15 protein-coding genes are annotated in these 14,193 nt (G+C 70.5%); 9 read left to right on the top strand and 6 right to left on the bottom strand.

The window, feature by feature from the left end:
* The first annotated feature begins 48 nt into the window (after positions 1–48).
* The 3 genes from ACGFY5_RS35850 to ACGFY5_RS35840 are packed head-to-tail and all read left to right on the top strand — an operon-like array spanning position 49 to position 3,214.
* Complete coding sequence (locus ACGFY5_RS35850; protein WP_392727390.1) at positions 49–1,488, top strand: hypothetical protein; 1,440 nt, start codon at positions 49–51, stop codon at positions 1,486–1,488.
* On the top strand, positions 1,485–2,189 hold the full coding sequence (locus ACGFY5_RS35845; RefSeq protein ID WP_392727388.1) for a response regulator: 705 nt from the start codon (positions 1,485–1,487) through the stop codon (positions 2,187–2,189). Before ACGFY5_RS35850 ends, ACGFY5_RS35845 begins: the two co-directional genes overlap by 4 nt.
* Positions 2,189–3,214, top strand: a complete 1,026-nt coding sequence (locus ACGFY5_RS35840) for a sensor histidine kinase (protein WP_392727385.1) — start codon at positions 2,189–2,191, stop codon at positions 3,212–3,214. The genes ACGFY5_RS35845 and ACGFY5_RS35840 overlap by 1 nt, the downstream gene beginning before the upstream one ends.
* Positions 3,215–3,223: 9 nt before the next feature.
* Here the strand turns inward: ACGFY5_RS35840 and ACGFY5_RS35835 are convergent, their stop codons facing one another.
* The 3 genes from ACGFY5_RS35835 to ACGFY5_RS35825 all read right to left on the bottom strand — a co-directional run bounded on the left by ACGFY5_RS35835 (position 3,224) and on the right by ACGFY5_RS35825 (position 5,185).
* A complete protein-coding gene (locus ACGFY5_RS35835) occupies positions 3,224–4,276 on the bottom strand; it encodes an NAD-dependent epimerase/dehydratase family protein (protein ID WP_392727384.1) in 1,053 nt (350 codons plus the stop codon).
* Between the two features lie 69 nt (positions 4,277–4,345).
* The gene (locus tag ACGFY5_RS35830) at positions 4,346–4,681 is read right to left on the bottom strand and encodes a TraR/DksA family transcriptional regulator (RefSeq protein WP_392727381.1); all 336 of its coding nucleotides are present in this window, start codon (positions 4,679–4,681) and stop codon (positions 4,346–4,348) included.
* Positions 4,682–5,185 carry a DinB family protein gene (locus ACGFY5_RS35825; RefSeq protein WP_392727379.1) on the bottom strand — a complete coding sequence of 168 codons (504 nt, stop codon included), beginning with the start codon at positions 5,183–5,185 and terminating at the stop codon, positions 4,682–4,684. It abuts the gene before it with no gap.
* 118 nt (positions 5,186–5,303) lie between these two features.
* Between ACGFY5_RS35825 and ACGFY5_RS35820 the strand changes: the two genes are divergently transcribed.
* A complete protein-coding gene (locus ACGFY5_RS35820) occupies positions 5,304–5,696 on the top strand; it encodes a DUF1992 domain-containing protein (protein ID WP_392727376.1) in 393 nt (130 codons plus the stop codon).
* A 175-nt stretch (positions 5,697–5,871) separates the two neighbouring features.
* On the opposite strand, the gene htpG is transcribed toward ACGFY5_RS35820, so the two are convergent.
* Positions 5,872–7,683, bottom strand: a complete 1,812-nt coding sequence (htpG, locus tag ACGFY5_RS35815; RefSeq protein ID WP_392727373.1) for a molecular chaperone HtpG — start codon at positions 7,681–7,683, stop codon at positions 5,872–5,874.
* 48 nt (positions 7,684–7,731) lie between these two features.
* Between htpG and ACGFY5_RS35810 the strand changes: the two genes are divergently transcribed.
* From ACGFY5_RS35810 to ACGFY5_RS35790, 5 genes are all read left to right on the top strand, one after another.
* Complete coding sequence (locus ACGFY5_RS35810) at positions 7,732–8,382, top strand: TetR/AcrR family transcriptional regulator (protein WP_392727370.1); 651 nt, start codon at positions 7,732–7,734, stop codon at positions 8,380–8,382.
* A gap of 76 nt (positions 8,383–8,458) precedes the next feature.
* The gene (locus ACGFY5_RS35805) at positions 8,459–9,625 is read left to right on the top strand and encodes a thiolase family protein (RefSeq protein WP_392727367.1); all 1,167 of its coding nucleotides are present in this window, start codon (positions 8,459–8,461) and stop codon (positions 9,623–9,625) included.
* A gap of 1 nt (position 9,626) precedes the next feature.
* On the top strand, positions 9,627–10,388 hold the full coding sequence (locus ACGFY5_RS35800; protein ID WP_392727365.1) for a 3-hydroxyacyl-CoA dehydrogenase: 762 nt from the start codon (positions 9,627–9,629) through the stop codon (positions 10,386–10,388).
* Positions 10,385–11,380, top strand: coding sequence for an NAD(P)H-dependent flavin oxidoreductase (locus tag ACGFY5_RS35795; protein ID WP_392727362.1), 996 nt, complete (start codon positions 10,385–10,387; stop codon positions 11,378–11,380). Before ACGFY5_RS35800 ends, ACGFY5_RS35795 begins: the two co-directional genes overlap by 4 nt.
* Complete coding sequence (locus ACGFY5_RS35790) at positions 11,377–12,141, top strand: enoyl-CoA hydratase (protein ID WP_392727361.1); 765 nt, start codon at positions 11,377–11,379, stop codon at positions 12,139–12,141. The genes ACGFY5_RS35795 and ACGFY5_RS35790 overlap by 4 nt, the downstream gene beginning before the upstream one ends.
* Positions 12,142–12,201: 60 nt before the next feature.
* Here ACGFY5_RS35790 and ACGFY5_RS35785 read toward each other — a convergent pair whose 3' ends face one another.
* Both ACGFY5_RS35785 and ACGFY5_RS35780 read right to left on the bottom strand, forming a co-directional pair.
* Entirely contained in the window at positions 12,202–13,146 is a 945-nt protein-coding gene (locus ACGFY5_RS35785) for an SMP-30/gluconolactonase/LRE family protein (protein ID WP_392727359.1), read from the bottom strand.
* 38 nt (positions 13,147–13,184) lie between these two features.
* A complete protein-coding gene (locus tag ACGFY5_RS35780) occupies positions 13,185–14,162 on the bottom strand; it encodes a zinc-binding alcohol dehydrogenase family protein (RefSeq protein ID WP_392727356.1) in 978 nt (325 codons plus the stop codon).
* Between the last annotated feature and the right edge of the window lie 31 nt (positions 14,163–14,193).

Genomic DNA, 14,193 nt, shown 5'->3' with positions numbered 1-14,193 from the left:
GGCGCGCAGCGCGTGGCGTCGACCGGTTCGCGGCCTAGCGTGCGGTACGTGACCGTCTCTCTGCGTGGCCGCCCGCCGTCCGGAAACCGGCCCCACGACCAGCACGACCGGCACGACCGGCTCGCCGTCGGTGCGGCCCTCGGCGCGGCGGCGTTGGTGGCGGGCGTGGCCGCGTGGGGTGCCTGGCTGACTGCGCGTGGCGTCGACCTGCACCTGTCCGGAGGACAGCCGCTCACCGGTCGGCTCGACGTCCGGTTCCCGCCATCCGTCCTGCTTCCCGTGGTGGTCGGCGCCGCGTTGATCACCTGGGGACCGGCCGCGGCCGCCCGCTGGTCGTGGCGCGGTGTGCTGGTCGGCTCCTGGGTCGCCGGGATGGTCTGGGCGGTGTCGCTGGCCCTGGTCGACGGCTTCACCGCACTCGGTGCCCCGTTGACCACACGCTGGGAGTACCTGCACGACGTCGGCCGGGTCAGTTCGGTTCCGGAGTTCCTCCGCACCTTCACCGACCACGTCCTGGGCGGATCGCCGGGCTTCCAGTGGGTGACACACGTGTCCGGGCACCCACCGGGTGCGCTGCTCGCGTTCGCCGGACTGGACCGGCTCGGGCTGTCCGGCGGGGGATGGGCGGCCGCGCTCTGCATCGTGACCGGTGCCTCCGCCGCTCCCGCGGTGCTGCTGACGGTCCGTTCGCTGGCCGCCATCCGCGCCGGCTCGCGCGCCGGCTCCGGCGACGGCAAGGACCTCGGCGCGGACGTTGCGCGGCGGGTGGCGCCGTTCCTGGTGATCACGCCGGCTGCGCTGTGGGTCGCCACGTCGGCTGATGCGTTGTTCTGTGGCGTCGCCAGCTGGGGCATCTGTGCGCTGGCGACCGCCGCGGCCGGGCGCGGGTGGGGCGCCGATCTGCGGGCGGTGGGGGGTGGACTCGCGCTCGGGATCACGCTGTTCCTGTCCTACGGGCTGGTGCTGATCGGCGTCCTCGCGGTGGTCGTCGTGGTGGTCCGGCGGCGGGCGCGTCCGCTACTCGTGGGCGGGGCGGCCGTGCTCGCCGTCGTCGCGCTGTTCGTCGCGTTCGGCTTCTGGTGGTGGGACGGGTTCACCACCGCAGCGGACCGGGTCCGCGAGGGGTCGGCGTGGATCGACCGGCCCACCGGTTACTTCGTGTTCGTGAACCTCGCGGCGGTCGCGGTCTGCGTGGGGCCGGCGGCGGTCGGCGGCCTCGCCCTCCTGGCCCGTTCGGCTTGGCGCCGCACCTGGCCGCTGCCGGGCATCGGGATGGCCGCGGTTCTACCACTCACCGCGTTGGCCCTCGTGCTGACCGCCACCGTCAGCACCCTCGCCAAAGGCGAGGTCGAACGGATCTTCCTGCCGTTCGCGGTCTGGCTGTTGGTCGCGACCGGCGCGTTGACGCCGCGACGACAGCGACGCTGGCTGGTGGCCCAAGGTGTCGTCGCACTCGTGGTCCAGCTGGGGTGGATGCTGAAGTGGTGAGCAACGAGGGCGGACGCCGGGTGCTGGTGGTCGACGACGACCCCACGGTCAGCGAAGTGGTGGGCCGCTACCTCGAACGCGCCGGATTTCTCGTCGACCGGGTCGGCGACGGCCCGGCGGCCCTGCGGGCAGCGGCAGCGGCGACGCCGGACCTGGTGGTGCTCGACCTGATGCTGCCGGGCATGTCGGGGCTGGAGGTCTGCCGCCGCCTCCGTGCGCACGCGGACGTTCCGGTCGTGATGCTCACCGCGCTGGGCGACGAGGCAGACCGAGTGGTGGGGCTCGAGATCGGCGCCGACGACTACGTCACCAAGCCGTTCTCACCACGGGAGCTGACGCTGCGCGTGCAGTCGGTGTTGCGCCGCGTCGGACGCCCCCGGCCTGCCGTGCCGGACCCGGTGCTGCGGGACGGCGACCTCCGGGTGGACCCCACGGCACGCCTCGCTTTCCGGGACGGTCGGCCGCTCGCGCTGACCGTCCGCGAGTTCGACCTCCTGGTGCATTTCCTGCAGCACCCCGGCCGCGTTTTCGCCCGCGCCGACCTGCTGGAACAGGTCTGGGGGTGGACGGTCGGCGACCAGGCCACCGTCACGGTCCACGTGCGCCGGCTGCGGGAGAAGATCGAGGACGATCCCGCGCATCCGGCTCGGATCGTCACCGCGTGGGGCGTGGGTTACCGCTACGAAGGGACGGGGCGCTGATGCGCGACGTGCTGGTCATCTGTGCGCTGGCGCTCGGGTCGTCCGGCGCGGTCGCCGCAGCCGGGCTGGCGGGACTCGGGTTCCTCCGGGGACGCCCGGTCTCCGCCCACCTGGGCATGCTACTGGCGGTGACCGTGGCTTCGGTGGTCACCGGGGTGGTCGTCGTCGCCGAGGCGATGTTCCTGAGCACTCACGACCTCGGGGTCGTGATGATGGTCCTGACCGTCTCGGGGTTGGTGAGCCTGGGGTTCTCGTTGATCGCCGGCCGTCGGCTCGCTCGCGCGAGCGTGTGGGCCGCGGAGGCGCGAGCCCGGGAGCAGGCGCTCGAACGCAGCCGACGCGAGGTCGTGGCCTGGGTGTCGCACGATCTGCGGACGCCGCTGGCCGGACTCCGCGCGATGGCCGAAGCGCTGGAGGACGGCATGGTCGAGCCCACTGGCGTGTCCGACTATCACCGGCGCATCCGGTTGGAGGCCGATCGGATCGCCGACCTCGTCGACGATCTGTTCGAACTGTCGAGGATCAACGCCGGTGCGCTGGAGTTGACGCTGGATGCCGTGCCGCTCGGCGAAGTCGTCTCGGACGCCGTAGCGAGCGCCGCCCCCGTGGCGAGAGCGAAGGGCGTCCGGCTGGTGGCCGATCACTCGTCCTACGGCGTGGTGCAGGGGAGCGAGCCGGAGTTGGGCCGGGTGTTGGGCAACCTGCTGGTCAACGCAATCAGGCACACGCCGCAGGAAGGGGTCGTGACGGTGGCCGGCGGCTTCGACGAGGGAACCGGCTGGGTCGCGGTGAGCGACGAGTGCGGTGGGATCCCGGTCGCGGACCTCCCGCGGGTCTTCGACACCGCGTTCCGGGGCGAGAGCGCCCGCACCCCGGCGGCACCGGACGACCCGCTGGGTTCCGGCGGAGGGCTCGGGCTGGCCATCGCGCAAGGGCTGGTCGAGGTGCACGGCGGGCGGATCGCTGTCGACAACACCACCAACGGCTGCCAGTTCACGGTCCGCCTCCCGGCGGCTTCCGTCTGACGTCGCGCGTCACCCTCGTAGGGGAGCGTGGGCGAACTGGGTGATGCCGTCGGCGAAGGGCACCGTTGCGACGAAACCGAGGCGCGCGGCTGCGCGCGCGGGCGAGGCGGTGACGTGGCGGACGTCCCCGAGCCGGAAGTCCCCGGTCACGACGGGAGCGGGTCCACCGAACGCGGCGGCGAGCGTACCCGCCATCTCCCCGATCGAGTGCGGCTCCCCCGACGCGACGTTGCACGCCAGCATCGAGCCGTCGGTGAGGGTCGGCAGCGCCCGCAACGCCGCGAGGTTCGCCGCAGCCACGTCCGTGACGTGTACGAAGTCCCGCAGTTGGGCGCCGTCCTCGAACACCCGCGGAGCCTCACCGCGCTCGAGCGCGGACCGGAACAGCGATGCCACGCCTGCGTACGGGGTGTCGCGCGGCATCCGGGGCCCGTACACGTTGTGGTAGCGCAGGGCCACCACCCGCGCCCCGGTGGTACGCGCCCAGGCCCCGGCGAGGTGCTCCTGCGCGACTTTCGTCGCCGCGTACACGCTGCGCGGATCCAGCCGGGCGCCTTCGTCCACCTGGCCCGGTTCCAACGCCTCTCCACACCGCGGGCACGACGGGTCGAAGCGGCCGGCCGCCAGATCCGGCGCTGTCCGCGGGCCTGGCGTCACGCCACCGTGCCGCTGACAGCGGTAGGTGCCTTCCCCGTAGACGACCATCGAGCTGGCCAGAACCAGCCTCCGCACGCCGTGCTCGGCCGCTGCCGCCAGAACGACGGCCGTGCCGAGGTCGTTGTCGCCTGCGTAGGCGGGCAGATCGGCCACGTCGACGCCCAGGCCCACCCGCGCTGCCTGGTGGACCACCGCGTCGACGCCGCGGAACGCCGCGGACATCGCGTCCGCGTCCCGGACATCGGCGCGGACGACCTCGTGGTCGTCGAGGACTGCGGACGCACCGGCCGGATGAAGACTTGGGGAGAGGGAGTCGACGACGACCGGCTCGTGGCCGGCCCGGGCCAGACATTCGACGACGTGTGATCCGATGAAACCGGCGCCGCCGGTAACCAGCACTCGCATGTCCCGACCGTAGAACCGGTCCGGGCCCCGAGCGGTCGGCAGTGCCGCGACGTAAGGAAACGGTGAGATCTAGCGCGCGCAGTCGATGCAGACGTTCGTCGACGGGCGGGCGGCGAGACGTTCGGGGGCGATCGGGGCGCCGCAGGACTCGCAGCGGCCGTAGTCGCCGGCCGCGTGGCGGGCGAGGGCGCGGTCGAGGTCGTCGAGGCGGGCCAGCGCGGAGGCCAGCAGCGAGGCGGTGTGCGCGCGCTCGTACGCGATCGTGGCGCCCTCGGGGTCGTGCTCGTCGTCGGTGTTGCTCATCGCGGCGGCCTCGATGATGCCGTCCAGGTCAGCGCTGAGTGCGCTGACCTGGGCCGCGGTGTCCGCGCGCTCCTCGGTGAGCGCGCGGTGCGTCTCGTCCACCTAGGGCAGCAACCCGCGCACGTAGTTCGCCTGCCCCGCGTGCTCCTTGCAGTCGTCGTCGACGCTGATCAGGCGGACGCCGAGCGTGACCGGCGGGTCCCAGTTCTCGTCGACGACCCGGTCGAGGTCCTCCGCGCTGAGCCCGCCGAGGTAGGCGAGCGTGCGGGCGTGCACCGCGTCGTAGTACTCGACGAGTGCCCGGTCGCTCTCCGGGTGCACCCCGGCGACCTGCGCGGGGGTGTGTCCGTAGCCGTGGTCGGACGCGTCGGACTTGAGGCCGAAGCGGGCGCCCCAGTCGCCGGCGACATAGATCTGGTCCTCGTCGAGGACGTCGGCGATCTGCAGGTCCTGGATCCGGGCCAGGTGCCAGACCAGCCAGCCGATCGTGTTCGCGCCGTCGGCCGGTGCCCAGCGCAGCTGCTCGGGAGTCAGGCCTTCCACGGCAGATCGGACCAGATCGGGCAGGCGGCCATAGGAGTCGGTGAGGAGCTCGTTGACGTTCATCGGTAGACGTGTTCCCCGCGTACGGCTCGGATAATCCGCCCGCGCGGCGCGGGCGGATGGGCGGCTCGCTCGCCGAGGGCTGCACGGACTTCTCGGTTCGAGCGGGCAGAATGGAAACATGGCACAACCCACGGGACCCATCGAGTCGTGGGTCGAGCGGCAGATCAGTGCCGCGATCGAACGCGGCGAGTTCGACGACCTGCCGGGTGCGGGCAAGCCGATCCCGGGCATCGACGATCCGCCGGACCCGCTGTGGTGGATCAAGCGCAAGATGAAGCGCGAGGGCCTGTCGGTGGTCCCGCCGTCGCTGGCGCTGCGCAAAGAGGTCGAGGACGCGCTGGACAAGGCGCAGGCGGCGCGCAAAGAGCAGGACATCTGGGACATCCTGGAGCCGATCAACAAGAAGATCCGTGCGGCGATCCGGGTCGCGCCGGTCGGGCCGCCCCTGAACCTCATGCCGATCGACATCGACCGAGTCGTCCGACGCTGGAACGAGCGCCGCACGGGCTGACGCGCCGCCCGCCGCGCCGCGCGCCGCGCGCGCCGCTCGCCGCGCTCGCCGCGCCACCCGCCGCGCTTCGCCGCGCTCGGCGACGGGTTCTCGGCGCTACGACGAGTTCCCGGCCCTACCGCGGCCGATCGTAGGCCCGCAAACCTGCGGTAGGGCCGAGAACTCGTCGCGTCGATCAGAGCGTCTTCGACAGACGGTCCGCCAGCAGGCGCGAGAACCGCGCGGGATCGCTCAGCTCGCCGCCCTCGGCGAGCAGGGCCATGCCGTAGATGAGCTCGGCCGCGTCGGCGTCCCGGGTGCCGGCGGAAAAGGCGTCCCGCAACCCCGTGACCAGCGGGTGCGTCGGGTTGAGCTCCAGGATCCGCTTCACCGGCGGCAGCGGCTGCCCCATCGCCCGGAACATCTTCTCGAGCGTCGGCGTGAGGTCGTCCGCGTCTCCGACGACACACGCGGGGGAGTCCACCAGTCGCGTCGAGAGCCGCACCTCCTTCACCGACTCCGACAGCGACCCCGACATCCAGGTCAGGAAGTCCTCGAACTCGGCCGGCGTCTCGGCCGCGGACTCCCCGAGGTCCACCTGCCCCTTCGCCACCGACTTCAGCGGGATCCCGTCGTACTCGGTGATCTGGTCGACCCACACCTCGTCGACCGGGTCGGTGAGCACCAGCACCTCGTACCCCTTGGCGCGGAACGCCTCCAGGTGCGGCGAGTTCTCGATCGTCGCCCGTGAGTCACCGGTGAGGTAGTAGATCTCGGTCTGCCCCTCGGGACGTCGCTCGACGTACTCGCGCAGCGTCGTCAAACCGTCCGGCGAAGACGTGGACGAGAACGACAGCAGATCCAGGATCACCTCCCGGTTCGCCGCGTCCTCGATCAGACCCTCCTTGAGCACCCGCCCGAACTCGCCCCAGAACGTCGCGTACTTCTCTGGCGACAGTTCCTTGATCGTCCCCAGCACCTTGCGCACCAGCCGCCGGCGCACGGCCTGGATCTGCCGGTCCTGCTGCAGAATCTCCCGCGAGACGTTCAGCGAGAGGTCCGCCGCGTCCACGACACCCTTGACGAAGCGCAGGTACTGCGGCACGAGGGCTTCGCAGTCGGCCATGATGAACACGCGCTTGACGTAGAGCTGCACGCCGCGCTGGGCGTCGCGGGAGTGCAGGTCGAACGGCGCCCGGGCCGGGAGGAACAGCAGCGCGTCGTACTCGAACGTGCCCTCCGCCTTCATGTGGATGGTCTCGAGCGGATCGGTCCAGTCGTGGCTGACGTGCTTGTAGAACTCGCTGTACTCCTCCTCGGTGACCTCACCCCGAGGCCGCGCCCACAGCGCCTTCTGCGAGTTGATGGAGTTCCCGTCCAGCCGGATGGGCCACGCGATGAAGTCCGAATACTTCTTGACGATCGACGTCAGCACCGCCGGGTCGGCGTAGTCGTGCAGCTGGTCGTCGGCGTCGGCGGGCTTGAGGTGCAGCGTGACCGCGGTGCCCTGCGGGGCGTCGTCGACGTCGTCGATCGTGTAGGTGCCTTCACCGGTCGACTCCCACCGGGTACCGGTGGACTCACCCGCTTTGCGGGTGACGAGCGTGACCCGGTCGGCCACCATGAACGACGAGTAGAACCCGACGCCGAACTGCCCGATCAGGTCTGCTGACTCCGAGGACGACTCCCGCAGCTTGCGCAGCAGCTCCGCCGTGCCCGACTTCGCGATCGTGCCGATCAGCGACACGACCTCGTCGCGGCTCATGCCGATGCCGTTGTCGGTCACGGTGAGCGTCCGGGCGTCGGCGTCGGGCGTCAGCGCGATGTGCAGATCGGATCGATCGACGTCGAGGTCGGAGTTGACGAGACTCTCGATCTTGAGTTTGTCCAGCGCATCGGACCCGTTCGAGATGAGTTCGCGCAGGAAGATGTCTTTGTTCGAATAGATCGAATGGATCATCAACTGCATGAGTTGCCGGGTCTCGGCCTGGAACTCGAGCGTCTCCACCGTTCTCCCTTTCTTGTCGGCGTCGGACGAAATCGTATGCTCGACCGCATGTCCAGCACGCCGGATGCCCCGCCGTCCACCGCGGGTGCGCGGCGGCCGCAGGCCGAGCGCAGCCAGGAGACCCGCACGCGGATCCTCGACGCCGCTGTCGAGCTGCTCGTCGAGGAGGGGTACGCGCGCGCCAACACGCTGGCGATCCAGGCCAAGGCGGGCGTGTCCCGCGGGCGGTTGCTGCACCAGTTCCCCTCCAAGGAGGAGCTGCTGGTGGCCGCCGCGCACCACGTCTGGCAGAAGCGACGCTCGGCGTCGGGCTCGGGCGAGTTGCTCCCGGACGACCCGGAGACCCGGATCGACGTCGTGGTCGAGGGCCTGTGGCTCTCGTTCAACGAGCCCCAGTTCTGGGCCGCGACCGAACTGTGGGTGGCCGCCCGCACCGAACCGGCCCTGGCCGACGTCATCCGGCCGGCCGAGCGTCGGCTGGGGCGGGAGATCTGGGCGTCGATGGACGCGCTGTTCGGGCCCGCGCTGGCCGCGCACCCGATGTACCAGGTCGTTCGCCACACGCTGTTCACGAGCATGCGTGGCGTCGCGCTGACGTACGCGTTCGACCAGCGCGACCCGTCCACCGAGCCGAGCCTGGCCAACTGGAAGCAGCTCGCGAAAGCGATCCTTCTGGATGACGTGGATCACGTGCGTTAATTTCCGGTCTGCCTTGACTGTTTCTGCGCAGCGCGACGACACTCGGCGTTGAGGAAGCGGGCCAAAGGAGGCACCTGTGCGTGACGCGGTGATCGTCGAAGCCGTCCGGACTCCGTCCGGCAAGGGCAAGCCCGGGGGAGCGCTCTCCGGCATCCACCCGGTCGACCTGCTCTCCGGTGCGCTCACCGCGCTGCTGGAGCGCACGGGCATCGACCCCACTCAGATCGACGACGTGATCGGCGGCTGTGTCGGCCAGGCCGGTGAGCAGGCGCTGAACATCACCCGCAACGCGGTGCTCGGCGCGGGTCTGCCGGAGTCGATCCCGGCCACCACCATCGACCGGCAGTGCGGTTCGAGCCAGCAGGCCGCGCACTTCGCCGCGCAGGGCGTCATCTCCGGTGCGTACGACGTGGTGATCGCGTGCGGCGTCGAGTCGATGAGCCGGGTGCCGATGGGTACGTCGGCGGCCGGCCAGAACCCGTTCGGCACCGGCGTACCGAAGCGTTACCCCGAGGGCCTGGTCAACCAGGGCGTGTCCGCCGAGATCATCGCGGGCCGCTGGAAGTTCGGCCGCGAGCAGCTCGACGAGTACTCGGCGACGTCGCACGCCCGGGCGGCGGCCGCGATCGAGGCCGGCGCGTTCGACCGCGAGATCATTCCGGTGGGCGAGTTCACCACCGACGAGACGGTCCGGGCGTCGACCACCGCGGAGAAGCTCGCCGGCCTCAAGCCGAGCTTCTACAACGAGAAGCTGGGGGAACGGTTCCCGGAGATCGGCTGGCACATCACGCCGGGCAACTCCTCGCCGCTCACCGACGGTGCCTCGGCCGTGCTGATCGTGTCCGCGGAAAAAGCGAAAGAGCTGGGGCTCGAGCCCCGCGCCCGCTTCCACTCGTTCTCCGTCGTCGGCGACGACCCGCTGCTGATGCTGACCGGCCCGATCCCGGCCACCCGCAAGGTCCTGGCGAAGTCCGGTCTGAGCATCGACGACATCGACGCGTACGAGGTCAACGAGGCGTTCGCGCCGGTTCCGCTGGCCTGGGCGCACGAGGTCGGCGCCGACCCGGCGAAGCTGAACCCGCGCGGTGGCGCGATCGCGCTGGGCCACGCGCTCGGCTCGTCCGGCACCCGTCTGCTGACCACGCTGGTCAACTACCTGCAGGACACCGGCGGCCGCTACGGCCTGCAGACGATGTGCGAGGGCGGCGGCATGGCCAACGCGACGATCATCGAGCGGATCTGAGATGCGGTTCTCTGACGACGACGTCGCGCTGATCACGGGCGGTGCGTCGGGCCTGGGTCTCGCCACCGCCGAGAAGCTGGTCGCGGACGGCGCGCGGGTCGTGATCCTGGACCTGCCGAGCTCGGACGGTGCGGCGGTGGCCGAAAAGCTCGGCGGGGTCTTCGCGCCGGGTGACGTGACGAGCGAATCCGACGTCACGCAGGCCGTGGAGGCCGCACAACGGCAGGGCACACTCCGGGTCGCGATCAACTGCGCCGGTATCGGCAACGCGATCAAGACCGTGGGCAAGGAGTACAAGCCCTTCCCGCTCGACGCGTTCACCACGGTCATCCAGGTCAACCTGATCGGCACGTTCAACGTCATCCGGCTGGCCGCGGCGGCGATCGCGCAGGCCGAGGAGGTCGACGGGGAGCGCGGCGTCATCGTCAACACCGCGTCGGTGGCGGCGTTCGAGGGGCAGATCGGGCAGGCCGCGTACTCCGCGTCGAAGGGCGGCATCGTCGGCATGACGCTGCCGATCGCGCGGGACCTGTCGCAGTACAAGATCCGGGTCAACACGATCGCGCCGGGCCTGTTCGACACGCCCTTGCTGGGCAGCCTCCCGGACAACGTCCGGGAGGCGCTGGGCGCCCAGGTACCGCACCCGTCCCGGCTCGGGTCGCCGGTCGAATACGGGCTCCTCGCGTCGCAGATCATCGCGAACCCCATGCTCAACGGCGAGGTCATCCGCCTCGACGGTGCGATCCGGATGTCTCCCCGATGAGCGTCCTGAACACCCGCTTCACGCAGCTGTTCGGCGTCGAACATCCCGTTGTCCAGGGCGGGATGCAGTGGGTGGGGCGCGCGGAACTCGCGGCAGCGGTTTCCGAGGCCGGAGGCCTCGGGCTGATCACCGCGCTGACGCAGCCGACGCCGGCGGACCTCGCGAAAGAGATCCAGAAGGCGCGGAAGCTCACCGACAAGCCGTTCGGGGTCAACCTCACGATCCTGCCGACGATCACGCCGCCGCCGTACGACGAGTACCGCCGGGTCATCGTCGACGAAGGCATCACGATCGTCGAGACCGCGGGCTCGAATCCTGAGCCGCACCTGGAGCTCTTCCGCAGCCACGGCGTGAAGGTCCTGCACAAGTGCACGAGCGTGCGGCACGCGCTCAAGGCACAGCGGATCGGTGTGGACGCCGTCTCGATCGACGGGTTCGAATGCGCGGGTCACCCGGGGGAGGACGACATCCCGGGGCTGGTCCTGATCCCGGCGGCGGCGGACAAGCTGACGATCCCGTTCATCGCCTCGGGCGGGTTCGGCGACGCCCGCGGGCTGGTCGCCGCGCTCGCGCTGGGCGCCGACGGCATCAACATGGGCAGCCGGTTCATGTGCACTGTGGAGTCACCGATCGACCAGGTCGTCAAGCAGGCCATCGTCGACGCGGACGAGCGCGACACCGAGCTGATCTTCCGGCCACTGCGCAACACGGCGCGGGTCGCGAAGAACTCGGTGAGCGTCGAGGTGGTCCGGATCCTGAACGAAGGCGGGCAGTTCGCGGACGTGCAGCACCTGGTCGCCGGCGCGCGGGGCCGCACCGTGTACGAAAACGGTGACGTCGAGGCCGGGATCTGGTCGGTGGGGATGGTGCAGGGCATCATCCACGACATCCCGACGGCCGGCGATCTGGTCCGTCGCATCGTGAACGAGGCAGCGGAGATCATCCGTGGCCGGTTGACATCTCTGGTAGCGCCGGTTGGGGTGGCCTCATGAGTGACATCACGGTGAACCGCGAGGACGCGATCCTGAACATCGCGATCAACCGGCCCGAGCGGTTGAACTCGGTCACGACCGAGGTGCTGAACGACCTCGCGGATCTCGTTCTCGAAGCCGGTGCGGATCCCGAGGTGCGGGTGATCACGCTGACCGGCACCGGTCGGGCGTTCAGCTCGGGCGCGGACCTCAAGTCGAGGGGGTCGGCCCCCGGCACCGACACGATCACTGCCGCCAACCGGCTGATCCGCGCGGTGCGGGATGCGCGTCAGCCGACGGTCGCGGTGGTCAACGGTCCGGCGGTGGGGGTCGGGTGTTCGCTGGCGCTGGCCTGCGACCTGGTGCTGGCGTCGTCGAACGCGTACTTCCTGCTGTCGTTCACCAGCATCGGCCTGATGCCCGACGGTGGGGCGACCGCGTTGGTGCCGACGGCGATCGGCCGGGCCCGCGCCATGGCGATGGCGCTGGTTCCGGAGCGGATTCCGGCGGCCGAGGCGGTCGCCTGGGGTCTGATCTACAAAGCTGTCGACGCCGAGGAGCTGGACGCCGCAGCCAAGGCGCTGACCGACCGGCTGTCGACGGGGGCGCCGCTCGCGCTCGCGGCGACGAAGAGGGCCGTCAACGAGTCGACGCTGACGTCGCTCGAGGGAGCGCTGGGGCGCGAACTCGAAGGCCAGGGCCGCCTGCTCCGGACGGCCGACGTGGCCGAGGCCGTCGCGGCCTTCGTCGACAAACGCCCCCCGAAGTTCACGGGCGCGTAGCTTTCGGGCTTGCACACTTTCGTGGCCTATGGAACCCGAAAGTGTGCAAGCCTCGGGGAGCTACGGCAGCGGGACGCTGACCGCCGAGTACGGCGTCGTCCGAGTCGGCGTCGTGGTGAAACGCGCGTTCGGGGTGTACAAACGGCCCCGGTACAGCGCGAGCGTCGTCGGCACGTCGAAGCGCGAATCGGTGATTTCACCGGTCACCGTGGCGCGCTGACCGTCCAGACTCAGCACCGCGATCTTGTTGTCCCGGTTCTGCACCACGAACAGCGTCTGGCCGAGCGTCAGGAGACCATCCCCGTTCGTGACCGGGTACTCCTTACCGCCCTTGGTGACAGCGATCGTGCTCGTCTTCCCGGTCGCGGCGTCGACATGGAACAACTTGCCGGCGTTCGACTGAACGATGATCAGCCCCCGCCCGTCCGGCGTCCGCGCGATCCCGTTCGCGTTGTTCCCCTCGCCGTAGACGATGTCGCCGGTCAGCGGGATCGTCTTCACGTCTTTCTGGGTCGGCACCCCGGTGCGCGGAATGTTCACCCGGTACAGCTGCTTCTGCCGCGAGTCGGTGAAGAAGGCCGCCGACCGGGTGAGCACGACGTCGTTGATGAACGTGTCGGTCGCGGTCGTCAGCCGCAGGTTCGCGAGCGTTTTGCCCGACTTCGTGTCGACGACACGAGCCGTGCCGGCGGACTGCCCGGCGACGAACAGCCGACCACGCTGGTCGAGCTTGAGCCCGACCGAGGCGGTGCCCGGCCCCTGCGCGATCACCTTCGAGCGACCGCTGCGCAGGTCCACGCGCAGGATGTCGCCGTCGGCGAGCGAACCGAAGTAGGCGACCGGTTCGTGTCCGATCGCGACTCCCTCGGGCCGGAATCCGGCGGGGAGTTCGTAGGTCGTCGGGGTGTTGGTGGCTGCTGCCGGAGACGCGGTGAGTGTGGTGGCCGTGACGCCGGTGAGCAGGGCGGCGACGAGGGCCACGCGCGACGCGGAGTTGGCTTTCATCAGCCCAGTATCTACTACAAACTGCTGTAGTAAAGCGCTCAAGGAACGAGCAACACCCGGCCCAGCTGTACCCGGTCGTCGAGGATTCGATGCGCTTCCGCTGCTTCAGCCAGGGGTAACCGGGCGTGCACGGCAGCGCGCAGGCGCCCCTCCACCCCGTACCGCGCCAGCTCGGCGACCGCGGCGCCGACCTGTTCTGGCGCGGCCGCCCACCAGGCCAAATACGAAAAGCCAACAACTGCCTTCAAGCCGAACAACGACGTCACGGGGACGCTGATCACGTCGCCACCGGCCGCCCCGTACACGACCGCCCGGCCGAACGGCGCGAGCAGTTCGACGCTCTGTCGCGGCACGTCGCCCCCGATCGCGTCGACGACGAGGTCCACGCCGTTCGGGGCTGCGTCTCGCACCTGGTCCGGCCAGTCCGGCTCGGTGTAGTTGACGCCGACGTCCGCGCCGAGCGTCTTCGTGAAGTCCAGTTTGGTGTCGCTGCTCGCAGTGGCGATCACTCGACCGGCGCCGAGAATCCGCGCGAGCTGGACGATCAGGTGACCGATGCCGCCGGCTGCGGCGTGCACGAGCACGGTTTCGCCGTTCTCGAGCTGCCCGAGACGCAGCGCGCCCAGCGCCACCGGTGCGGTGCCGGCCAGGACCGTGGCGGTCGCGTCGTCGACGCCGTCGGGGATCGGGGCGAGCCGGTTCGCGTCGGCGAGGCTGTAGTCGGCGTAGGCGTCCTCGGTGACGAGTGCTCCGACCCTCCGGCCGATCAGTGCCGGGTCGACACCGGGGCCGACCGCGTCGACGGGCCCGACGACGTCGCCGGTCGGACGGCCGGGGAGCGGCCGCTCGAACAGGGCGCCGCTGGCCGGACCGAGCCGGAACCGCGTGTCGACGAAGTTTGCGCCGATGACCTCGGCGCGGATCCGGACCTGCCCCGGGCCGGGCTCCGGGATCTCGGCGTCCTCGAGTTCGAGCACGCCCGGACCGCCGTACGCGTAGTAGCGGACACGACGCATGGATGCCTCCCAGCTAATCTGGACCGGTAGT

The sequence above is a fragment of the Cryptosporangium sp. NPDC048952 genome (assembly GCF_043197895.1).
Taxonomy (GTDB): Bacteria; Actinomycetota; Actinomycetes; order Mycobacteriales; family Cryptosporangiaceae; genus Cryptosporangium.
This window is presented reverse-complemented; position numbering and strand designations above follow the sequence as displayed.